Origin of the sequence: Mycobacterium intermedium (assembly GCF_002086275.1) — a bacterium.
GTDB lineage: Bacteria > Actinomycetota > Actinomycetes > Mycobacteriales > Mycobacteriaceae > Mycobacterium > Mycobacterium intermedium.
On sequence record NZ_MVHT01000038.1, the window covers coordinates 20,756 to 42,454 of the forward strand.

The 21,699-nt window shown below is 64.7% G+C and carries 23 protein-coding genes; 8 read left to right on the forward strand and 15 right to left on the reverse strand.

The window, feature by feature from the left end; translation table 11 throughout:
* Window positions 1-13 precede the first annotated feature (13 nt).
* Window positions 14-1,192 (reverse strand): PPE family protein, encoded by a 1,179-nt coding sequence (locus BST27_RS15015; RefSeq protein WP_069419358.1) that lies wholly within the window; start codon window positions 1,190-1,192, stop codon window positions 14-16.
* A 27-nt stretch (window positions 1,193-1,219) separates the two neighbouring features.
* Window positions 1,220-1,519 (reverse strand): PE family protein, encoded by a 300-nt coding sequence (locus BST27_RS15020; RefSeq protein WP_069419359.1) that lies wholly within the window; start codon window positions 1,517-1,519, stop codon window positions 1,220-1,222.
* A 788-nt stretch (window positions 1,520-2,307) separates the two neighbouring features.
* Here BST27_RS15020 and BST27_RS15025 point away from each other — a divergent pair.
* Window positions 2,308-2,559: a hypothetical protein gene (locus BST27_RS15025; RefSeq protein WP_069419360.1), complete on the forward strand. Its 252-nt coding sequence runs from the start codon at window positions 2,308-2,310 to the stop codon at window positions 2,557-2,559.
* 21 nt (window positions 2,560-2,580) lie between these two features.
* Here BST27_RS15025 and BST27_RS15030 read toward each other — a convergent pair whose 3' ends face one another.
* Window positions 2,581-3,273, reverse strand: a complete 693-nt coding sequence (locus BST27_RS15030) for a cutinase family protein (protein ID WP_069419361.1) — start codon at window positions 3,271-3,273, stop codon at window positions 2,581-2,583.
* 120 nt (window positions 3,274-3,393) lie between these two features.
* Here BST27_RS15030 and BST27_RS15035 point away from each other — a divergent pair, with 120 nt between their 5' ends.
* Complete coding sequence (locus tag BST27_RS15035; protein WP_069419362.1) at window positions 3,394-4,227, forward strand: hypothetical protein; 834 nt, start codon at window positions 3,394-3,396, stop codon at window positions 4,225-4,227.
* A 66-nt stretch (window positions 4,228-4,293) separates the two neighbouring features.
* On the forward strand, window positions 4,294-5,157 hold the full coding sequence (mmaA2, locus tag BST27_RS15040; protein WP_069419363.1) for a cyclopropane mycolic acid synthase MmaA2: 864 nt from the start codon (window positions 4,294-4,296) through the stop codon (window positions 5,155-5,157).
* Window positions 5,158-5,160: 3 nt separating this feature from the next.
* On the opposite strand, the gene BST27_RS15045 is transcribed toward mmaA2, so the two are convergent.
* The 3 genes from BST27_RS15045 to BST27_RS15055 all read right to left on the reverse strand — a co-directional run bounded on the left by BST27_RS15045 (window position 5,161) and on the right by BST27_RS15055 (window position 8,838).
* Entirely contained in the window at window positions 5,161-6,000 is an 840-nt protein-coding gene (locus BST27_RS15045) for a glucose 1-dehydrogenase (protein WP_069419364.1), read from the reverse strand.
* Between the two features lie 162 nt (window positions 6,001-6,162).
* Entirely contained in the window at window positions 6,163-8,400 is a 2,238-nt protein-coding gene (katG, locus tag BST27_RS15050) for a catalase/peroxidase HPI (RefSeq protein ID WP_069419365.1), read from the reverse strand.
* 33 nt (window positions 8,401-8,433) lie between these two features.
* Entirely contained in the window at window positions 8,434-8,838 is a 405-nt protein-coding gene (locus BST27_RS15055) for a Fur family transcriptional regulator (RefSeq protein WP_069419366.1), read from the reverse strand.
* Between the two features lie 245 nt (window positions 8,839-9,083).
* Here BST27_RS15055 and BST27_RS15060 point away from each other — a divergent pair, with 245 nt between their 5' ends.
* On the forward strand, window positions 9,084-9,878 hold the full coding sequence (locus BST27_RS15060; protein WP_069419398.1) for a class I SAM-dependent methyltransferase: 795 nt from the start codon (window positions 9,084-9,086) through the stop codon (window positions 9,876-9,878).
* Window positions 9,879-9,900: 22 nt separating this feature from the next.
* Window positions 9,901-10,698, forward strand: coding sequence for a DUF1906 domain-containing protein (locus BST27_RS15065; RefSeq protein WP_069419367.1), 798 nt, complete (start codon window positions 9,901-9,903; stop codon window positions 10,696-10,698).
* Here the strand turns inward: BST27_RS15065 and BST27_RS15070 are convergent.
* On the reverse strand, window positions 10,695-12,110 hold the full coding sequence (locus BST27_RS15070) for an APC family permease (RefSeq protein WP_232007278.1): 1,416 nt from the start codon (window positions 12,108-12,110) through the stop codon (window positions 10,695-10,697). The two genes, BST27_RS15065 and BST27_RS15070, sit on opposite strands and share 4 nt — an antisense overlap.
* 406 nt (window positions 12,111-12,516) lie before the next feature.
* On the opposite strand from BST27_RS15070, the gene BST27_RS15075 reads away from it, so the two are divergent.
* Together BST27_RS15075 and BST27_RS15080 are read left to right on the forward strand one after the other, a co-directional pair.
* A complete protein-coding gene (locus BST27_RS15075) occupies window positions 12,517-12,795 on the forward strand; it encodes a hypothetical protein (protein ID WP_069419369.1) in 279 nt (92 codons plus the stop codon).
* A 104-nt stretch (window positions 12,796-12,899) separates the two neighbouring features.
* Entirely contained in the window at window positions 12,900-13,763 is an 864-nt protein-coding gene (locus tag BST27_RS15080) for a cyclopropane mycolic acid synthase family methyltransferase (protein WP_069419370.1), read from the forward strand.
* On the opposite strand, the gene BST27_RS15085 is transcribed toward BST27_RS15080, so the two are convergent.
* Window positions 13,747-14,442 (reverse strand): DUF899 domain-containing protein, encoded by a 696-nt coding sequence (locus tag BST27_RS15085; protein ID WP_069419371.1) that lies wholly within the window; start codon window positions 14,440-14,442, stop codon window positions 13,747-13,749. The two genes, BST27_RS15080 and BST27_RS15085, sit on opposite strands and share 17 nt — an antisense overlap.
* A 67-nt stretch (window positions 14,443-14,509) precedes the next feature.
* Window positions 14,510-15,772, reverse strand: coding sequence for a L,D-transpeptidase (locus BST27_RS15090; protein WP_069419372.1), 1,263 nt, complete (start codon window positions 15,770-15,772; stop codon window positions 14,510-14,512).
* Between the two features lie 257 nt (window positions 15,773-16,029).
* On the opposite strand from BST27_RS15090, the gene BST27_RS15095 reads away from it, so the two are divergent.
* Entirely contained in the window at window positions 16,030-16,881 is an 852-nt protein-coding gene (locus BST27_RS15095; RefSeq protein ID WP_069419373.1) for a PPOX class F420-dependent oxidoreductase, read from the forward strand.
* Between the two features lie 124 nt (window positions 16,882-17,005).
* Here the strand turns inward: BST27_RS15095 and BST27_RS15100 are convergent, their stop codons facing one another.
* Genes BST27_RS15100 through BST27_RS15120 form a run of 6 tightly spaced genes read right to left on the reverse strand, consistent with a single transcriptional unit; the run spans window position 17,006 to window position 21,639 of the window.
* Window positions 17,006-17,650 (reverse strand): cutinase family protein, encoded by a 645-nt coding sequence (locus BST27_RS15100; RefSeq protein WP_069419374.1) that lies wholly within the window; start codon window positions 17,648-17,650, stop codon window positions 17,006-17,008.
* Window positions 17,651-17,693: 43 nt separating this feature from the next.
* Window positions 17,694-18,032, reverse strand: coding sequence for a DUF3253 domain-containing protein (locus tag BST27_RS15105; RefSeq protein WP_232007279.1), 339 nt, complete (start codon window positions 18,030-18,032; stop codon window positions 17,694-17,696).
* 33 nt (window positions 18,033-18,065) lie between these two features.
* Window positions 18,066-19,160, reverse strand: coding sequence for a YihY/virulence factor BrkB family protein (locus BST27_RS15110; protein ID WP_069419375.1), 1,095 nt, complete (start codon window positions 19,158-19,160; stop codon window positions 18,066-18,068).
* Window positions 19,161-19,201: 41 nt separating this feature from the next.
* Window positions 19,202-20,098 (reverse strand): SGNH/GDSL hydrolase family protein, encoded by an 897-nt coding sequence (locus tag BST27_RS15115; protein WP_079219575.1) that lies wholly within the window; start codon window positions 20,096-20,098, stop codon window positions 19,202-19,204.
* Window positions 20,095-20,271 (reverse strand): hypothetical protein, encoded by a 177-nt coding sequence (locus BST27_RS32440; protein WP_170062324.1) that lies wholly within the window; start codon window positions 20,269-20,271, stop codon window positions 20,095-20,097. The genes BST27_RS15115 and BST27_RS32440 overlap by 4 nt, the downstream gene beginning before the upstream one ends.
* A gap of 48 nt (window positions 20,272-20,319) precedes the next feature.
* The gene (locus tag BST27_RS15120; protein WP_069419376.1) at window positions 20,320-21,639 is read right to left on the reverse strand and encodes a PPE family protein, SVP subgroup; all 1,320 of its coding nucleotides are present in this window, start codon (window positions 21,637-21,639) and stop codon (window positions 20,320-20,322) included.
* Between the last annotated feature and the right edge of the window lie 60 nt (window positions 21,640-21,699).

Genomic DNA, 21,699 nt, shown 5'->3' on the forward strand with positions numbered 1-21,699 from the left:
GTGATCCGGCCGATTAACCGGCGGCCGGCGGCTTCGCCATGACGGACGGCTTGAACCCGTACGTCGGCTGATTTCGGCCGTAACCGCCGTTGAGGAACTGCCCGAACGGAGGGGCCATGGGAAAGCTGTTGGCGCCTTCGGCGGCGGCCGGAATCGCGGTGGCGACTCCCGGATTGGTGGTGGCTTGCCACGGGACCCACTTTGCCGGTGCCGAGAGCCCGCCGATCGGGATCGCCTTGCCCAGCCCCGCTGCCACGCCGGCCGCGGTCGACCCGATGTTCGCCCCCGCATTTGCCGCGGCCGCCCCCGCTGCCTGAGCCGCCCCCTCGGCCGCCTTGGCCGCCGAAGCCGCCGGCTTCGCGAAGTTGGCCATAGCGGTAAGGCCGTTGCTGACCTGGCCGAAGGATTGTGTCGACTGAATCATCGACTGCAGGGAGGAGATGTACGGCGAGAGGTACTTGCTGAACAGCGAGACCACGTCGTCGAGTGGCGTGTTTGCCACGATCCACTGGTCGATCGCCGAACCGTTGATCGGCGCTGACAGCGTCTTCAGCACTTCGGAGACCCTGGGGTTGATCTGGTTCAACATGTTGCCGACTTGGGTGGCGACGGCTTGGTTCTGCGCCTTGAACACCGCGATTGCCTGGTCTGCCGCCGCCCCGGGGTCCACCACCTCGGCCGGTGCGGGCAAGTCCGCCAACTTGGTAGCCGTGGCCGCCCTGCCCGCGTAGGTGTACATCGCCTCGGAATCCTGTGCCCAGAATTCGGCGTATTGAGCCTCGGTTGTCCCGATCGCCTGGCTGTTCTGCCCGAAAATGTTGGTCGCGACCAACTCGGCCAGCAAGGCGCGGTTGGCCGCGATCAGTGGGGGCGGAACGGAGCCGGCGAACGCCGCCTCGTAGGCCGTCGCTGCGGCGCTCGCCTGACTCGCAGCGTTTGCGGCCTCTTCGGCGCTGATCTCCAGCCAAGTGATGAACGGGCTTACCGACGCAAGCAGCGACCCCGCGGCTGGCCCCAGCCAGGGGCCGCTGGTCAGCGAGGTAATCACCGACCGGTGGCCCGCGACGGCTTCCTGCAGCTCAGCGGCCAGGCCGGCCCATGCCGCCGCGGCCGCCACCAGCGAACCGGCGCCCGGGCCGGCGTAGATCTTCGCCGAGTTGATCTCGGGCGGCAACAATCCGTAATCGACCATCAGTTCCCCCTTTTGGACTCGGGCCGACTAGAGCGCCGCCGCCGCGTTGGCCGCCTCGGTCTCCGCGTACGAACCCGCGCTGGTGGCCAACGTCGCCGACAACGCCGCCTGAATCTGCGCGGCCCGGGCGTGCAGTTCCTGGAACCGGGCGGCGTGGGTGGCGAACTGGGCCGCCGTCAGCACCGAAACCTCATCGACGGCCGCTGGGACGACTCCGGTCGTCGGGCCAGCGGCAGTGGCGTTTGCGACGTTCAACGAAGCGCCGATCGACTGCAGGTTGCTGGCCGCCGCAGCCAGCACCTCTGGATATGCGGTTACGAAAGACATAAAATTCCTCCAGCGACCAGTCGGGATTTGTGCGAACACGTCGCTGTGCTCGTCGAACACCTCAGGGCGTTCCGTTGTCGTTGAGGACGGTATTGACAGCGAGAGGGTAGGTTCAAAACGCCCGAAACCGTCAAAACGATGCTGATCTTGACGTTTCGTCAACATTCACCCTGATTTTAACCTGGATTTTTCACAGGTAACGCTAAGGACTTTGGAGCCGGCTGCCGCGATGTTTGAGTGCCGCGCGGGTACCGACACATCGCGGCGGCGCGTGACCCGGCCAGGCCTAGACAGCAAGCTTTGTGACGCAGCTCACCCTAGCCCGCAAAAGAGCCGATTCCCCTTTTGATACAAGCGTTTCAAGTGCATGCCGTGTCTGTATCGACCGGTTTCCAGCAACTTCGGCGAGGTGCGTGCGGGAGGGCGCCACGGCGCCTCGTCGGCTTGTCGACGGCATTCGGATATCAGTTTGGTGAGCACCGACGCCTGGCCAACTAGCACAGTCCTGAAGAATGGCGCAGATTTTTGTTCAGGATGCAGATATGACCTTTGCAATCGTCAAGGATTAGAATTGGAGTGAACATATTTATTTCTCATGCGCCGAAGCGCGCTCATCGTCTTTAGCGGCCAGAATAATTTTCAACGTGATTTTATTGTGCCCGCCATGGTCGCGGCCGGAATTCGGTCAATCCGGCCGACAGAGGTGGTTTGAGACCCGTCCGCATTCTTGGCCAAGGCGTAGCTCACATGTGACTCCGGCGCGACGGCGACACGGAACGCTGTTCTTCATGACGGCGCTGGCGGTTGCCCCCGCACTCGTGGCGGCTCTCTGCATCGGCTACCACTTCGGCCGCCGCGCGGATCCCAAGACCCTTACCTGGAAACAGCGAACCAGTCGGATAGCGCTCGGCAGACGCGCGATCGCTTTGGGTGCCCTGCTGCTGGCCCGCCGCCTTCAGCACGGCTTCACACAGCAGCACACGCTCGCGGCGGCAAGCCGCAAGCGGCTCGGGTCGGTCGCCCGACAGGTACTCCGCTGAACCAACCGCCCGGTTAGCCGACTACAGCTTGCTCGCGACGAAGTCGGCGGCCTGGTTCGCCATGCCGTCCTTGACGTACGCATTGGCCAGGTGCTGCGGCCAGTTCTGCTCCCAGGTGTTTGGGTCGGCCGGGTTGCAGACCGGGTCGGCCCCGTGACACAACTCGATGGTCCGGTCGTTGTAGATGGGGTTGAAGTTGGTGATCGGACCCACCCACTGGCTGCCATTGCCGAACAGGGCGACGGCCGCGATGTGCTGGTCAATCCCCCCCGGGAGCGGGCTGTCGAACTTGAAGACATTCATCGGAACCGCCAACACCACGTCGGTCACCGCCGCGCCGAGCGAGTAGCCGCCCAGCACCAGCCGAGTGTCCGGGCAATTGGCGGCCACGCTCTGGATGTGGTGGCTCATGTCGTTGGCGCCGATGTCGATCTCCGTGTCGGCCGGGTAGCGCACCGCGTATGTCGCCATGCTCTTGCCGCCGATCCGAGAGCGGAGGGCGTTGATGAAGGCATTGCCGAGGATTCCGGGTCCCGGTGATTCATACCGCCCGCGGGCGAAAACAACCTCGACCTGAGGACAGTTCGCCGCCGCGGCGATCCCCGCGCTCCCCGGCGTGCCGGGCGGCAGGACTGCGGCAGCCACCGAAAGCGACGCCGCGATAAAGACCGCCGCGAGGACAACGATTGATCGACGAGAAACCATGGCGCGCACGGGACGATGGTAGCCACTCCTGGGCACTGTTGGCATGCTTCTACCGCCTTTCACCCAGGCGTAACCACCCGCCGCGACAAGTCCGCCCATGCGCTCGGGCCGCCGAGGGATCATGGCCATATGGCCGACGAGGAACTCGACACCTTGTACGTCGTGCCGCCCGAGGCTTTTACCGCGGAACGCACCAGGTTGGCCAAGGCCGCCAAGGACCGCGGTGACGCTGACGCCGCCAAACGCATATCCGCGGCCCGCAAGCCGACGACGGTGGCTTGGGTCGCCAACTTGCTGGCGTTGCGGCACCCCGACGCCGTCCAGCGCCTGGCCGACATTGGTGACCGATTGCGGCAGGCGCACGCCGAAATGGACGGCGCCAAGGTCCGCGAGTTGTCCGCCAAACAACGAGCCCTCATCGAAGACCTCTCGAAAGACGCGTTCAAACTGGCTTCCGAATCGGGAAACGTGAAACCGCCGTCCGGGACGCTGCGGGACGAACTGACCGGAACGCTGCAGGCAGCGATCGCTGACGCCGAGCTCAGAGGGCGGCTGGGCCGACTGACCAAAGCCGAGCAGTGGTCAGGCTTCGGTGGCTTCGGTGAGGCGGCCCCAGCGCCGTCCCGAAAGGAGTCCCGCAAAGAAAAGCCGAAATCGTCGAAATCCGCGCGGGACGACAGCAGGGAAGACAAGGCGCGGCAGAAGGCGCAGGAGCTGGAGAAACTGCAGGCTGCCGTCGCCGAGGCAGAGCAGGTCAAGGCGGAAACCGACGCCAAGGTGTCCGAGTTGCAATCCGAACGAGACGCCGCTCGGCAACGCCGCGACGACGCTGCGGCTACGCTGCGGGAGGCCGAACGCGCTCTCGACAGCGCCGAGGCTCGATATGAAAAGGCGATGAAAGCCAACGACGCCGCGCAGGAGTCGTTCAGCGCCGCCAAGGCGCAACTGAATCGACTGCACTAGTGCAAACGCTGCCAGCGACGTGGGAGCATTATTCGCCGAACGACCTCGGAAGGGCACCACAACACCATGGCCGAAGATCTGACGCCGCACTTCGACGACGTACAGGCGCACTACGACCTGTCCGACGACTTCTTCCGGCTGTTTCTGGACCCGACCCAGACCTACAGCTGCGCATACTTCGAGCGGGACGACATGACCCTGGAAGAAGCTCAGCTCGCCAAGATCGACCTGTCGCTGGGCAAGCTGGGCCTGGAACCCGGGATGACCCTGCTTGATATCGGTTGCGGCTGGGGCGCCACCCTGCGCCGGGCCATCGAGAAGTACGACGTCAACGTCGTCGGCCTGACGCTGAGCAAGAACCAAGCCGCGCACGTACAGCGGAAGTTCGACGAGATGGACACCTCCCGGACCAGGCGGGTGCTGCTCAACGGCTGGGAACAGTTCACCGAGCCCGTCGACCGCATCGTGTCGATCGGCGCCTTCGAACACTTCGGCCACGACCGGCACGCCGACTTCTTCAAGCGCGCCGCCGAGATTCTGCCCGACGACGGCGTGATGATGCTGCACACGATCACCGGTTACTCGCGACAGCAGATGACCGACCTGGGCTTGCCGCTGTCCATGCGGATCCTCCGGTTCTTCCACTTCATCAAGACAGAGATCTTCCCGGGCGGCGCGCCGCCGCTCATCGAGATGGTGGAGGAGCACTCCAGCGCCGCGGGCTTCAAGCTGACCCTCAACCAGTCGCTGCGGCCGCACTACGCCAGGACGCTCGACCTGTGGGCGCAGGCGCTGGAGGCTCACAAGGAGCAGGCCATCGAAATCCAGTCCGAAGAGGTCTACGACCGCTACATGCACTACCTGACCGGCTGCGCGAACCTGTTCCGCGACGGCTACATCGACGTCAACCAGTTCACGCTGGTCAAGTAGTGGCTAGAGAATCGGCCTGCCGCCGGTGACCGCGACCCGGGCTCCGGAGATGTAGCTCGCGTCGTCGGACGCCAACAGCACATAGATCGCGGCCAACTCCGCCGGCTGACCGGCACGCCCCAGCGGCACATTGTCGCCGAACGCCTTCACCTTCTCCGGCGACATGGTCGCGGGAATCAGCGGCGTCCACACCGGGCCCGGCGCCACACTGTTGACCCGAATGCCTTGCGGCCCAAGAAGTTGGGCCAGGCTGGCCGAGAAGTTGGCTATCGCCGCCTTGGTCGCGGCATAGGGGGCGAGGGTGGGGTTGGGCGAGTCGGAATTCACCGACGAGCTGCCGATGATCGACGAGCCGGCCTTCATGTGCGGCAGCGCCGCCTTGGTCAGATAGAAATAGGCTCCCACGTTGAGTTTGAACGTGTAGTCCCATTCCTCGTCGGAGATCTCCTCGATCGTCTCGTGCATCATCTGGTAGGCCGCGTTGTTGACCAGGACGTCGATCTGACCGAACTCTGACACCGCGCGGTCGACAACGGCACGACAGTGGTCCGGGTCGGAAAGGTCGCCCTTCACCAGCACGCACTTACGCCCTGCGTCCTCCACATACCGTGCGACGTCTTGCGCGTCCTCGTCCTCGTTCAGATAGGAGATCAGCACGTCGGCGCCCTCTCGCGCGTAGGCGATTGCGACGGCGCGGCCAATGCCACTGTCGCCACCGGTGACAACGGCGCTCTTACCGACCAGTTTTCCCGAACCGACGTAGCTCTGCTCGCCGCAATCCGGGACCGGATCCATGCGGGCCTGAATGCCCGGGACGGCCTGTTGCTGCTCGGGAAATCCCATGCGCTGCTTCCTATCTGTCATGGCTGCCACGTCGGCTCTAACCTGGCGGGGTAGCCGGTACTGGCTCGGATAAACCCAACGACGTGCAAACCAGACACAGACGACGACACCCCGCGGGGCTGGCCCGCGGGGTGTCGACGGAGCGATGGTTAGTTCAGGTGGCTACTTCAGGTCGAACCGGTCGTTGTTCATGACCTTGACCCAGGCCGCGACGAAGTCCTCGACGAACTTGCCGCCATTGTCGTCCTGCGCGTACACCTCGGCGAGGGCCCGCAGCACCGAATTCGAGCCGAACACAAGGTCATTGGCGGTAGCGGTCCACTTGCGAGTCCCGGTAGCCCGATCGAATCCCTCGTAGACGTTCTCCGCGGTCTCCGACGCCTTCCACTCCGTGTTCATATCGAGCAGGTTGACGAAGAAGTCGTTGGTCAACGCGCCGACCTTGTCGGTGAACACGCCGTGCTTGCTGCCACCGTGATTGGCACCAAGGGCCCGCAGACCGCCGACCAGTACCGTCAGCTCAGGAGCGGTCACGCCCAGCAGGTAGGCCCGCTCGATCAACAGCTGCTCGAGCGGCGCCTTCTCGCCGGGTCGGACGTAGTTGCGGAACCCGTCGGCCCGCGGTTCGAGCACCGCGAACGACTCCACGTCGGTGAGCTCCTGCGTGGTGTCGGTCCGTCCGGGCGCGAAATGCACCGAGATCTCGTAGCCGGCATCCTTGGCCGCCTTCTCGACGGCGGCGGACCCGGCCAGCACGATCAGGTCGGCCAACGAGATCTTCTTGCCGCCGGAGGCGGACGCGTTGAAGTCGGCCTGGATCTTCTCCAGCGCCGGCAACACCTTGTCCAGCTCGGACGGCTCGTTGACCTCCCAGTTCCGCTGCGGCTCCAGACGCAACCGGGCCCCGTTGGCGCCGCCGCGCTTGTCGGTGTTGCGGTAACTGCCCGCGGACGACCAAGCCGTCTTCACCAACTGCTGAACCGTCAGACCGGAGCCGAGAACCTTGGCCTTGAGGTCCGCGATGTCCTGCTCGTCGACCAGCGGGTGGTCCACGGGCGGAACGGGATCCTGCCAGAGCTGCGGCTCGGGAATCCATGGGCCGAGGTAACGGGAGATCGGTCCCATGTCACGGTGCAGCAGCTTGTACCAGGCCTTGGCGAAAGCGTCGGCCAACTCGTCGGGGTTCTTCAACCAACGGCTGGTGATCTCGCGGTAGATCGGGTCCTCGCGCAGCGAGACGTCGGTGACCAGCATCGTGGGGTTGCGGCCCGGTCCGCCGAACGGATCCGGAATCGTGCCCGCGCCGGCACCGTCCTTCGCCGTGTATTGCCAGGCTCCGGCGGGGCTCTTGGTCAGTTCCCACTCGTAGCCGTACAGGGTTTCCAGGAAGGTGTTGTCCCACTTGGTCGGTGTGGGCGTCCAGACCACCTCAAGGCCGCTCGTGATCGCGTCCTTGCCAACCCCGCTGCCGTACGAGCTCTTCCAGCCCAAGCCCTGCTGCTCGATCGGGGCGGCCTCCGGCTCTGGTCCGACCAGGTCGGCGTCGCCGGCACCGTGCGTCTTGCCGAAGCTGTGCCCGCCAACGATGAGGGCGGCCGTCTCCTCGTCGTTCATGGCCATCCGGCCGAACGTCTCACGGATGTCTTTCGCCGCGGCAATGGGATCCGGTTTGCCTTCGGGGCCTTCGGGATTGACGTAGATCAGACCCATCGTGGTCGCGCCGTACGGCTGGGCGAGTTCGCGTTCGCCGGAGTAGCGCTTGTTGGTGCCCAACCATTCGTCCTCCTCGCCGAAGAGGACTTCCTCAGGTTCCCAGACGTCGGGCCGGCCGAAGGCAAACCCAAAGGTCTTGAAGCCCATGTGCTCCAGGGCCACGTTGCCCGCGAGCACCAGCAGGTCTGCCCAGGAGATCTTGTTACCGTGCTTCTTCTTGACCGGCCACAGCAGCCGACGCGCCTTGTCCAGGCTCGCGTTGTCTGGCCAGCTGTTGAGCGGGGCGAAGCGCTGCAGGCCTTGGCCGGCGCCGCCGCGGCCGTCGAAAATGCGGTAGGTACCGGCGGCGTGCCAGCTCATCCGGATGAAAAAGCCGCCGTAATGGCCGTAGTCGGCCGGCCACCAGTCTTGCGAGGTGGTCATGACCGAGATCAGGTCGGCTTTGAGGGCGTCCAGGTCCAGCTTGGCGAACTCCGCGGCGTAGTCGAAGTCTGGGCCGAACGGGTTACCCAACGGGTTCTGCGGGTGCAGCTTGGACACGTCGACCTGGTTGGGCCACCAGTCTTGGTTCCTCAATGGCGCCCCTTCCTTCGGCTTAGGGGAGGGGATTGCCGGATTTTCGCTCTCGCTGGTGCTCGCCGACTCATTGGGGGCGGGCGGGCGGCTATCAGATGTATCGGTTGACACTACATTCCTTCCAGTGAGTTGAATCGGGCTGAATTACGAACCGACGGTGGAACATTCGGGACACAGGCCCCAATAGATGACTTCGGCCTCGTCGAGAACGAAGCCATCCAAGATGTTTTCGTCGTCAGACGGTGTCAGGCAGGGCGCCTCACCCACCGCACAGTCGACATCGGCAATGACACCGCATGACCGGCACACCACGTGGTGATGGTTGTCTCCGACCCGCGATTCATAGCGGGCGACCAGACCCAACGGTTGTATGCGCCGCACCAAACCAACCGCGGTCAGTGCGTTGAGCACGTCGTAGACGGCTTGTCGGGAAACGTCGGGGAGCCAGACCCGCACTGCCGAAAAGATCGTCTCGGTATCGGCGTGGGGATGGGCATGCACCGCCTCCAGGACCGCAATCCTGGGCCGGGTCACACGCAGTTCGGCCATACGCAACCGCCCCGCGTGATCCGACGTTGAGGGCACGTCGTCATCAATACGCCCCTTTCTGGACCGAGTCAAGACTCGGTGGAGATGTGTCTTGGGCAGCCGCGAATAACGTTGTAATGCAAATGTTTTGGCGTTGAGCGTCACGCTGGTGCGGCGCTGGGATGCGATTGACGCGCTAGCGTGACGTTCGACGGACACGAGCGGCCACGGATAGGGAGACAGTGGAAGACCAAGCGATCGCCATCATGCCGCGGGGCGGGCCCGACGCGTCGTGGCTGGACCGCAAGTTCCAGACTGACGCGTTGGAGTATCTCGACCGCGACGACGTATCGGACGAGGTCAAGCAGCGGGTTATCACCATGCTCGACCGGATGGGCACCCTGACCAAGCAGCACGAGAAGAACGCCCGTGCCGCGTTGAAGTTGGTTTCGGACATTCCCAATCCGCGGATCCTGGAACTCGGCGCCGGCCACGGCAAGCTTTCCGCGAACATCCTTGCGCTGCACCCGACGGCCACCGTCACCGTCAGCGATGTGGATCCCACCTCCGTGGCGAAAATCGCTGGGGGACCACTGGGCAGCCACCCGCGGGCGCGCACCATGCTCGTCGACGCCACCGCGATTGACGCCGAGGACGGTAGCTACGACCTGGTGGTCTTCGCCCTCGCGTTTCACCACCTACCGCCCCTGACCGCCTGCCGCGCCATCGCCGAGGGCACCCGCGTCGGCCGACGCTTCTTGGTCATCGACCTTAAGCGCCATTCGCCCGCACAATTCGTGCTCTCGGCGCTCGTGCAACTCCCACTGCTGCCGCTGATGTTGCCGTGGCCGACGCTGCGGCCCGGAATGCATGACGGCCTCATCAGCGCCCTGCGCGCCTACAGCCCTTCGGCTCTGGAAGCCCTTGGCAAAGCGGCTGACCCCGGCATGCGGTTCGAACTGCTGTCGCCGCCCTCGCGGTTCGGGCCGCCTTCGATAGCCGCGGCGTTCTCACGCCCCGGGTTTGCCGAGCAGGGCCGCGACGAAACCCTGTCCGTTTAAGACCATTTGTTACCATCGCGCGATGTCCGAATCGGCCGTGCCGCGCGAAGTCGGCGCTCACCGCACCGCTACCCGACGTGACGTCTTCAAATACGCCCTGGCGCCGGTCCTGCTGGGCGGCCTGGCCCCACTGGCCGCAATGTCGACAGCCCCGCCGTCATCGGCCGCCGGCATACAGCTCATCGACTTCGCCGAGCGGCGCATCGCACCCGAAGAGATCAAAGCGGCAGGCTATGCCGGGGTGGTCAACTACGTATCCGAATGTCGGCCCGGCGCGAACTTCGAGGCGAAGCCGCTCACCCGCGCATACGCGGACTCGCTACGCGCGGCCGGACTGCACATCGTCAGCAACTACCAGTACGGCAAACCAGGGTGGCCCAACGCGCCGTCGGACTACACCCGCGGGTACGACGGCGGCGTGGCCGACGCGCGCACGGCACAGGCCATACACGCGGCCGCCGGCGGACCGGGATCGGCTCCGATCTTCTTCAGCGTCGACGAGGACATCAATCAGGGCACGTGGAATGACGTTGCGCTGCAATGGTTTCGAGGGATCAACTCGGTGCTGGGCGTGGAGCGCACCGGCATCTACGGACATGCGAACGCATGCGCGTGGGCGATCAGAGACGGTGTGATCGGCCGTTCGTCGACGCCGGGACACTGGTGGGCCTGGCAGACCATCGCGTGGTCACACGGCGTGCGCGAACCCGGCGCGGTGCTCTTGCAGTCGGTAGTCGAAGGTCCCGTTCTCGGCGGCATCGTGGTCGACGTTGACGACGTTCTCGCCGACGATTTCGGGCAGTGGGCCTTCGTCCGCTAACGCTCGGTGGCGGGCACCATGCGTTTCCGAGTTTGGAAGAAGTGAACATAGGTCAGGGCCGGCACCACGATGAAGGTGATCACCACCAACGTGATCGAGAAGTAGTTCGGTCCTCGACCGGTCGCGAAAATGGTCCGGTAGTCGAAAGACACCGCCAGCACCAGGGAGATCACCACCGCGAATATCGGTAAAACTTTGTCGGTGAACGTATTTCGCGGCACCGCGGCATGCTCGATCGCCTTGGAGCGCGCTAGAGCGATCAGGGCGATCGGCACGACGATGAACTGAATGAAGCGGGCGATCACGGCCAGACCGGTAAGGCTGGCGCTGTCGAACCGCAGCGACAAGGGGAACGCGATCGCCAACAACGCCGTGATGGCGAAGGCGATCATCGGCACGCCGAAGCGATTCGTGCGCGACAGACCGGTCGGCAGCACCCTGCCGTCCGCAAGGGCGGTCCACAGCCGCGGCGCGCCGAACGAGGCGGCCACGTTGATGCCGAACATCGATACCAGCGCCCCGACGACGACGACCGTCCGGAAAGTGTCGTTGTCGATAGGTGCAGCCAGTTTGACGATGTCGTGCGAGGCCACCACGTCGTCCGCCCCGAGCAGCATCGCCACCCCCAGGGCCAGCAGATAGATCACGCAGACGGACATGACGGCCAGGGGTATCGCCCGGGGCAGGTTGCGGTCCGGCTCCTTCATCTCCTCGGCGGCGTTGGCGATCGACTCGAACCCGGTGAAGGCGTACAGCGCGGCGATAGTGGCGAGCGCGAGGCTCGACACCGCGCTGGTACCCATCTCGACGGCCCCGAAAAAGGAAAAGGGCGTCGGCTCATACGCCGAACGAGAGGTTCCGTAGTCGTTCACGTGCTGCGTGAGGATGATCCACAACCCGCCGATCACAAAGATCGACAACGCACACACCTTGCCGAGCGTCGAAATGCCGTTAGCCCACGCGATGACCCGGTTGCCGAACAGGTTGATCACCAACAGCACCCCGATGAAGGCGCAGAACGTAAGGGTCTTGACGCTGAGCAGTTGGTCGCTGTCGGCCCATGTGTGGCCGGGGAAGACCACCTTCAACAGCGTTGAGACAAAAAGGGAAGCGAGAACGCCCCATGCGATGGAGGCGGTAATCGCATGCGTCACACCGACATAGATGCCAACCCTGCGGCCGAAGGCCGCCGTCGTGTAAGCGTACGACGCACCATTTGTCTTGACGTACCGCGCGGCCGTCGCGAACACCATTGCCATCACGCCCGCAAAGAGGCCGGCCAAGATGTAGGCCATCGGCGCGAGGGGACCGGCAAGCTTGATTACCGCGCCCGGCGTCAGGAAGATGCCGGCGCCGATTATCGCGTTGACGCCGAGCATGACGACGCTCCAGAAGCCAAGCTTGCTTACCAAAGGTCGCCTCTCAGTTGGCGATTACGAATACAACGACACGGTCAACGAGTAACAACAAAGGATAACGATTCACCTGTCGCACTGGCTTTGGCGGGCCAGCCGATGACACTGTGATCGCGTGAGTGTTGACCTGGGGGAGTCAGCGCGCCGGCGTTCGCAGTGGATGGATCGTCGCCCGCTGCGGTGTCAGCGCGGCCATTGGCTGTTGCCGGGGCATATGATCGTCGCCACCATCTCGTGTTCGTGCGGCCCACACATCTGCTGGGAATGCGAGTGCGGGGCGACCACTTACGGCCCGCCGCTGGTCGAGTCGTGCAATGCCTCCAACTGACTTTTTTGCGCGTTTGGAATTGGCTTTCACGGTCTATATAGCTAACGACCACGCCAAGTTCGGGAAAGGCCCACGATGAAGCCAATTGCGCCTGTGGCGATCGCGATCGCTGCGTTGCTGTTCAGCGGATGTTCACCCTCGGAAGTCATCAACACCGGCGGCGATACAAAGTGCAAGGACTTTGTCACGCACGACGAGAAAAAGCAGAACGATGAAGTCAGCAAAATGCTGAAAGACAAGAATGGCGCCGAACCCAGCGGTCTCGAGCTCACGGCAACCCGCACGTCGGTGTCGGCATATTGCCAGACGGTTGGGAAGCCGGACAGCAAGATCAGCGAGGCACCGCACGGCTGACGGCGCGCCGGCGAAATGTTTGCGCCGGCGCATCATCGGGTAATCCGGCCGGGTTTGGCACGCGACCCACGCGGCCACTTAGCCGGAAGGCACCCAGATCGAGCATGGCTGAGAGGCTGACACCGCATTTCGCCGACGTACAGGCGCATTACGACCTGTCCGACGACTTCTTCCGACTGTTCCTGGATCCCACCCAGACGTATAGCTGCGCGTATTTCGAACGTGCAGACATGACGCTGCAGGAGGCCCAGATCGCCAAGATCGACCTGGCGCTGGGCAAACTTGGACTGCAGCCCGGCATGACGTTGCTCGACGTCGGTTGCGGCTGGGGCGCCACCATGCGTCGGGCCATCGAGACGTACGACGTCAACGTGATCGGATTGACGTTGTCGAAAAACCAGGCCAGCCACGTCCAGAGATGGTTCGACGAACTGGACACTCCGCGCACGAAGCGGGTGCTGCTGCAGGGATGGGAAAACTTCACCGAGCCCGTCGACCGGATCGTGTCGATCGGCGCGTTCGAACACTTCGGCCACGATCGTTACGACGACTTCTTCGCGCGGGCAAACAAGATACTGCCCGACGACGGGGTGATGCTGTTGCACACGATCACCGGCCTGACCAAAGAGCAACTCGACGAGACCGGCCTACCCATCTCGATGGAGAAGATCCGTTTCGTCAAGTTCATCCTCACCGAGATCTTCCCGGGTGGACGGCTGCCGTCGACCGTCATGGTTGCGGAGCACGCCGCGGCGGCCGGTTTCAGCCTGACCAGACGTCAATCCCTGCAGCAGCATTACGCAAGAACTCTCGACCTGTGGGCCGAAGCCCTCGGTGCGCGTAAGGACGAAGCCATCGCGATTCAGTCCGAAGAGGTCTACGAGCGGTACATGAAGTACCTGACCGGCTGCGCAGACCTCTTCCGCACCGGCTACATCGACGTCAACCAGTTCACCCTGCAGAAGTAGCGGCCGGCCCGTACGCGCGGGCAATGTCGGGCGAATCGAGCCATCCCGAATAGGTCGGCCGCGAGGGCCAGCCGTCGGGCGAATCGAGCCATTCCTCTTGGCGGCCCCAGGGCAGGATGTCGATCAGCCCGAACGTGTGGCTGAGTTGCTCGGTGCCCCGGCCGTTGGTGTGCCAGGTGCGGTAGACGGTGTCACCGTCGCGTAGGAACACGTTGACCGCGAAGCCGCCACCCGGAGCTGCGTCCATATCGGCCCCGAACGAGCTTTCCGACGTCGAGTACCACTGCATCCGGTTGCCGACCTTGCGTCGGTAGGCCAGCGCCTCGTCGATGGGCCCGTTGGTGACGACGACGAACCGCGCGTCGTAGTTGTCGAGGAATTCCAAACGAGTGAACTGCGAGGTGAAGCCGGTGCAACCGCCGCACTGCCACTCCGCGCCGTTGGACCACATGTGGTGGTAGGTGATGAGCTGATGACAGCCGCCGAACACGTCGGCCAGGCGAATGGGTCCGTCCGCTCCGATCAGGGTGTAGTCAGGTAGTTCGACCATCGGTAACCGCCGCCGTTGTGCGGCGATGGCGTCCAGTTCGCGGGTGGCGGCTTTCTCACGTTTCCGCAGCTCGTCGAGGGCGGCACGCCAGCTCTGCGGGTCGACGACGGGGGGTAGTGCGTTGGGCATGCGAATCCACCTTTGCATCGGGGGTCGAGGCTTCCTTACAGGGTCAGACCGTCGGACCGCCGAAAAGTCATCGGTGTGTGAGGGCGCTGCCGTGACGCCACTGGTCCCAGCTCAGTGTCCAGTCGCCGTTTTGCGCCAGTTTCAACGGGGGACCGCCGGTGTTTCGGACCTCGACCACGTCGCCCGGCACGGAGAAGTCGTAAAACCACTTCGCGTTGGCGCCGTTGAGATTCAGGCATCCGTGCGAGGTGTTTGTGTTTCCCTGGGCCCACACCGTCGAGTCGAGCTGGTGCAGATAGATGCCGTCGGAGCTGATCCGGGTGGCGTAGTTGATGGTTTCGCGATATCCGAGCCGCGAGTTACGGGGGAGTCCGAATGTCGCCGAATCCATGATCACCGGATTGCCTTTGTCCATGACGGTGTAGGTACCCGGCGGAGTCCAGAAGGAAAGTGTCTGGGAGCCGACGGTTTCCGTGCCACCCATGCCCATGGAGGTAGGCATGGTGCGGACAAGGGATCCGTTGTTGAAGACGCTGACGAGCTTCGTGGCGTCGTCGGCGATCGAAATGTGCGCATCGCCGATCCGGAAGGAGACGCGGGTGTCTTCCTGCCCGAATAATCCTTGGCCCAAACCGATTCCGTAGACTTTTGCCTCTGCGGTCACCGATGTGCCCGGAGTGTAGTAGGCCTCCGGGCGCCAGTGTGCGTTCTGGTCGTCGACCCAGAACCACGAACCGGCTACGGCCGGATCTGTGGTCACCACCAGTTGCCTTTCGGCGGCTGCCCGGTCGGAGATAGGTTCATCGAAGTGGGCGACGATCACTGTGCCGACACCGTAGGTGCCGCCTTCGCGCAGGGTGGCCTCCGATGTCGTGGTGAACGACACTTTGGTCTGATTCGACGGTCGCACCGTCGAAAATGACGACACCTGTTCGGATACAACACCATTGGTTCCTCGACCGGTAACGGTTAGGGTGTAGTTCCGTCCATAGCCGAGCGGCACGACCGGCTTCCACACGGTGTTGTCGGGGGTCATGACACCTTCGACGGTCAAGCCATTCTCATTGACCATGCGCACTTCGTCCAATGTCCCGACTTCGGCTTCGACCTGGACGTGCGCGACCGGGTTGACGTCGCGTGCGTTGGGGCCGGGCGTGATCGTAATCTGTGCTGGGCCAGATATTTTCGCGGACATCCGCCCCGAGCGTAGCTCTGATGCGAGCTGCACCGCGCCGACCAGGGCGACAATGACGAAAAGGGCGATCAGAAGCCTGCGGGGCCAACCGCCGGGAAGCCGGCGGCGAAGCTGACCGTTGTTTGCGGAAGCCACTGGAGTTGCCGAATCCTTGCATTCTCTTGTGTGGGTGCGTGTTTCACCTGCGCCCACCGTTAACAGTGTTACCTATGAGGTAGCCAGTTTCTCCTGCCGTGAAACCGTTGTCAGGGCGCCTGAGGGGGATCAGTCATGGCACTGTCTATGCCCGCTGCCGCCCGGTCGTAATCCGCTGTCACATATCCCCACCCTCTCTCGTCTGAGGGTTGTGGACGAACACCACGTACTTACGGAGGACACACGGAGGGTGCAAAATGAGCAACTCAAGCGCTTTGGCGCGTGTTTACCTGGTCGCGGTGACGGCGCTCACCGGCGCGACCTTCATCGGCATCGGGATATGGTGCCTGGTCGATCCGACTTCGTTCGCCGAGGTAGTGCAGTTCCCAGCGCACTTGCACTTCTTGCATGATGTCGGCGCCTTCCAACTCGGTCTGGGTGTCACGCTGCTGCTGGCCCTGATCTGGGCCGATTCCCTGGCCACCGCGCTAGCGGGGTTCGCGGTGGCCAACACCGTGCACACGGTGAACCATGTGGTGGACCTCGAATTGGGTGGCTCGACCTTGCAGGCCTGGCTGCTCGCAGCGATTTCGGTGCAGCTGGTCATCGCGTTCGTGTTGCGGCTACGGCAACTCGGCTACGTCCTGGGACGGGTCGCGCCCGCCACCACCCCGACGCTCGCTCCCTACGTGCGGCAGAAAACCATCAACCTCACGACGTTTCGCAAAGACGGCACTCCCGGCACCAGCCCGGTCAGCATCGTCGTCGACGGCGACCGCGCCTACTTCCGCAGCTTCGAGCGGGCGATCAAGGTGCGTCGGCTTCGACGTAACCCCAACGTGGAATTCGGACCCGCCACGGGATCGGGCAAGTCAACCGGCCCGGTACAAGCCGGCACGGTGCGCTTGCTGGAGGGGGCCGAATATCGCAAAGCGGCTCGGCTGCTGCGGCGGAAATACCCGTTGCTGCATGGCGTAGCGGTGCCTACGGCACACCGGCTGATGCGGTCCAAGTTCGGCCGCACGGTGCATGCCGAGCTCATTCCGTCGACGTCAGGCCACCCGACGCGCGCTGACTCTGCGCTGAGGGCGGAGGCTACTCGCACTTAGCCGCCCTACACGCAGAGTCAACGCCGCAGTGGCCCCCTGCGCGCGTTGACTCTGCGCTTTTGGCGGTGTCATCTCGCATTTTCCCGCCCTACACGCAGAGTCAACGTCGCAATGGCCCCCTAAATTACTTCAGCTTGTTGGCCGCGAAAGTCGCTGCCTGCGTTGTCATCCCATTTTCGATGTAAGAAACGTGGGCAATGATGTTGCCGCCGCCGGTGCAGATCGGGTCGTCCGGAGCGCACAGGCTAATGGTCTTCGGGGCGAACGCCGGGCTGATGGTCGGCAACGGTTGACCACCCCACAGCATCGAGGAGAAGCCACTGGTCGGCTCGCCGAACAGAGCGACCGCCGCGACCTGATTAGCGGCCGCCGGCGACACCGATGTGCTGGCCAGATCGATCACGGTCGCACCCTGCGAATAACCCCCGAGCACCAGCTTGGTGTTGGGGCAGCCAGCGACGACCTCCTGAATGTGCGCGGACGCGTCACTGGCCCCAGCGTTCGCGCTGTTGTGGTAGTCGTCGTTCGCGGGGTAGTTGACGGCGTAGACGTTGAGGGAGCGCCCAGCGGTCTGCGCTGCCAGGGAGTCGACAAAGGCCTCGCCGATATTTCCGAGGCCGGGATCCTGGTGGGTACCGCGGGCAAAGACCACCGCGATGTCCGAGCATGGGTCGGCCGAAGCGGCGAAAGTCGTGAGGGGTGCGCTCAGCAGCGCCCATGTCGCGACGATCGCGACGGCGGCGAAGCGAGCAAGACTGCGTGAATTCATTCCCAAATGCTGACATACCGGCGCAGCAGGTAGCGCGCCGGCGTCAACGAGCGACAATTCTGATCCGGATAGGACCGCGCCACGCGCCGTCGGGATCAAGGACGTCGCCGCGCTGGGTGATCTCCACGTCCCCTGACCTGGCCAACTCCCGGGCAAGGTCGCGGGCCTCGCCCATGAGGTCGCGCCAGTCGTCGCCGCCGACCGCCCGGGCAGCGTCGGATGGACAAATGCTGCTGTTCGGGCCGCGGTGCGCGGCCAGCGCGCGGATCGATGACCTCAGGCGTTGCCGGACGGGTCCGTCGGCCAGCGCTGTCTCGGCGTCGTCGGCCGCGGGACCCCCGTCGTCGCGTGCCCTGCGGAGCTCGTCCCGTATCCGAGTCACAAGGCGATCAAGGCTGCCCACCTGTCGCATCCGTTACGCGTTTTGACCGTCCCGGTTGCCGCGCAGCCGTCGGCCGCGGTTGAGACGAATCCGTCGGCCATGCGCGATGTCCTTGCGTTGGGCGGCTTCGTTCTTCTTGATGACGCGGGTGTCTTTGGGCGGCAACTGCAACTCTCGTTCGGCGGCGATGCCGGCCTGCAGTTGTCGCCCCCGTTCGAGTTCGGCGTCGAGTTCGGCGCCGAACAGCAGGGCCACATTGGTGATCCAGAGCCACAGCAGGAACACAATGACGCCGCCCACCGCGCCGTAGGTCTTGTCGTAACTGCCGAAACGGCTGATGTACACGCCGAAGCCGAGGGAAGCCAGTGCCCAGACCACGATTGCGACGGTCGCGCCGATGCTGAGCCACCGGAACTTCGGCTGCTGGACATTCGGCGTGGCGTAGTAGAGCATCGCGACCGCCATCATGACGAGCACCAGCACAAGCGGCCACTTGGCCACGGCCCACGCGGTCTGCGCGGCGCTGTCCAGCCCGATTGCGCCGCCGACTGCCTTGCTGATCGGGCCGCTGACGATCAGCAGGAAACCGGTGGCACCTGCCAGTAGCAACCCCGCCAGGGTCAGCACCATTTGTTGTGGACGCAGCTTCCACACCGGGCGGCCTTCGCCGATCTCATAGATGCGGTTCATCGCGCGCCCGAACGCGCCGATGTAGCCAGACGCCGACCACAGCGCGGCAAGCGCGCTGAACACCAGCGCCACACCCGCCGAAGGATTGTCGACGGCTTGCTGTATCGGTTGGCGCAGCAGGTCGAGCGCGGAAGCAGGAACCAATTGGGCTGCCACGTCGACCAGGGCGTCGGTGGTACGCCGGCCCTCGCCGATCACGCCCAGCAGGGACACCAGGACCAGCAGCGCGGGAAATAACGACAGCACCGCGTAGTAGGTGAGTGCCGCGGCCAGGTCGAGACACTGATCCTTGCGGAATTCGAAGGCGGTTTTTCGCAGCACGAACATCCACGACGCCCTCGTCAGATCGTCAGGTGATTCCGGCTTGCTCGGGTCGTCGGGGTCGAGCGGGCGCTGCTCGTGCTCTGACGACGTGTTGCCGGTGTCGACGTCGGTCATATCAACCGAATCCCCCCGAACAGGCAGGTCCACACCCGGGATTAGGTGTTTGTCCGCGTTGTGGCCAAGTGCTGGGCCAACGCGTTGGCCACCGCGGTGGCGCCCATCGCGTTCGGATGTAGCGGCGCGGCCTCATGGCTGAGGACGAACCCTTCGAAATACCGCTGTTCGGCGGGGGCGCACATGTCGTGTCCGACGGACAACGGCCTGGTGTCGAAGAATTCGACCCGCTTCCGGGCGGCTAATGCCCGCTGCGCTTCGTCGAGTTCGTCGACCTTGGCCTGGAAGTAATCGGCATCCCGCGGATTGATGGGCTGCCGTCCGAAACATCCGCCGGACCGGACGTACCTGCCGTAACCGACGAAGACGATTCGAGCACGTGGCGCCCGCGCTCGGATCGCGTCCACCATGTCTTCCCAGACCGGGATCTGGCGACGGATCGCCGCGCTGAACCGGTCCTGGCCGGCCGTGGTGAATTCGTCAAAACAGGCCGGCAGTGTCAGGGAACTGCGCCGGCATTTCGAGGCGCTGCCAGCCAGCTCGATGTCGTTTCCACCGATCGTGATGGTGATCAACTCCGTCTCGTCACCGATCGCGTCAATCTGCGGAGCAACCGATCCACGCCGCGTCTGTTGCGCCCGGTAGGTGATGTCGGCGGTGGTGGCACCGCTGCAGGCGACGTCACTGAAGCTGCGGGCGCCGATGCCTCTGGCCAGGACCGAGGGATAGTCGTTTGTCGACTTCAGGCAACCGGGCGGGTCGGCTTGATAAGGCACCAACGGCGCCGCGGCCGCAGAGTCGCCGAGCGCCACGTAGGTCATGCCGGTCGCGTCGATCGTGGGAGCGGGATCCAGTCCCGGTCGGGTCGGTGCTGCGCAGACCGCAGTGGCGGCGACGAGCGTGGCGGCAGCGCCGACGAGCTTCGCGTGCAGGCTCAATCCGGCGGCTCTTGCTCGGGGCCGTCCGGGGCGTCGGCCGCGGCCTCTTCCCGGTCACTGGGCTTACCGGGCACGCCTTCGGCCTCGCGCTCCTCGGCGACCTTCTCGTCGAGGTCGTCGACAATGTTTTCCAGCTGCTCGGAGCGGCTTTGGCGCTCGCTGCGGTCCGTCATACCGCATTCATACCCGGTAGGGCAGGACATAAAGCTGTTCGTTCGCTCTCAGAAGGCGAGCAGTCGTTGCTTCTGCTGGACGAACTCGTCCTCGGTGAGGATGCCCGAATCCCGCAACGAGGCCAATTCACGCAGCTCGGCCGCGATGCTGGTGATCGGGCCGCCCGGCGGGACCTGCACGGGCTGGGCCGGCTCACCGCTCGGCTTGCTTGTTCCTCCCTTCACACGCTCGCCGCTACGGACGCGCGACGCCGCGCCGCCCCCGATCGGGCCGGCCATGGCACGCCCGGCCATACCGGCCAACGCCATCTGGCCGAGCAGGCTTCCGGCCTCCGCCGCGGACCCTTCCGCGGCCGCGGCGACGTTTGCGGCCGGCAACGCGGTGGCCAGCAGGCGCATTTCCGGGGCGGCCACGGTCCAGCCGGTTGGCACCGATAATCGCCCCACCGAAGCGGCCTCGCCGACACCCGCCGACACCGCCGATCCGAGCGGCGGAAAGGGTGCTACCGGCGCCGGCCCAATGCCGGGCCAAGGCACGACCGCGGCCCAGCCACTTACCAGTTCGTCGGTATGCAGACCGTTGTAGAAGGCGGCGACGTCGTAGGGGAGCGCCAAGCCAGCCAGCGGAGCGTCGACCCCGACGCCACCAACGCCCACCAAAAAATCGAGGATGCCCAGCGCATCCAGCGGCGACAAGCCCGCAGCGGGACTGGCCAGCGAGCTCAACGCGTTGGGCACCGCCGATAATGCCTCGGCGGCATTCGACACCGCGCCTTGCGCTTGACCGGCCGAAACGCCGGCCGCCCCGGTGACGGAAGCGGCTTGCCCGAGCGCCCCGGCCGGATCGGCAATCGCGGCCGGCTCGCTGAAGGGGGTCAGCGACGTGGCCGCTGCCGCCTCGCCGGCGTAGCCGAGCATGGTGGCGGCATCCTGCGCCCACATCTCGGCGTACTCGCTCTCGGTGGCCGCGATAGCCGGAGTGTTCTGCCCGAAGATGTTCGTCGCTACCAGAGCGAGCAGCAGGGCACGGTTGGCCGCGACCACCGGGGGCGGCACGGTCGCCGCGAATGCCGCCTCGTATGCGGCGGCCGCCGCGCCGGCCTGCGTCGCCGTTTGCTCCGCCTGAGCGGCGGTGGCCCACAACCACGCCCCGAACGGCGCGGCGGCGGCTGCCATCGACATCGACGCCGGACCCAACCAGGGCCCGGCGGTCAGCCCCGCAATCGTCGCCTCATACGCACTCGCGGTGGTTTGCAGCTCGGCGGCCAGCGCCTCCCACGCCTCCGCAGCGACCAACATCGGGCCCGCACCGGGGCCGGCGTATATCCGGGCTGAGTTGACCTCCGGCGGCAACGATGCAAAATCCATGACAGGTCCTCCAGCCTCGTGAAATGAACTGACACCCCCGTCTCCAGCCAAGGGGTCGCG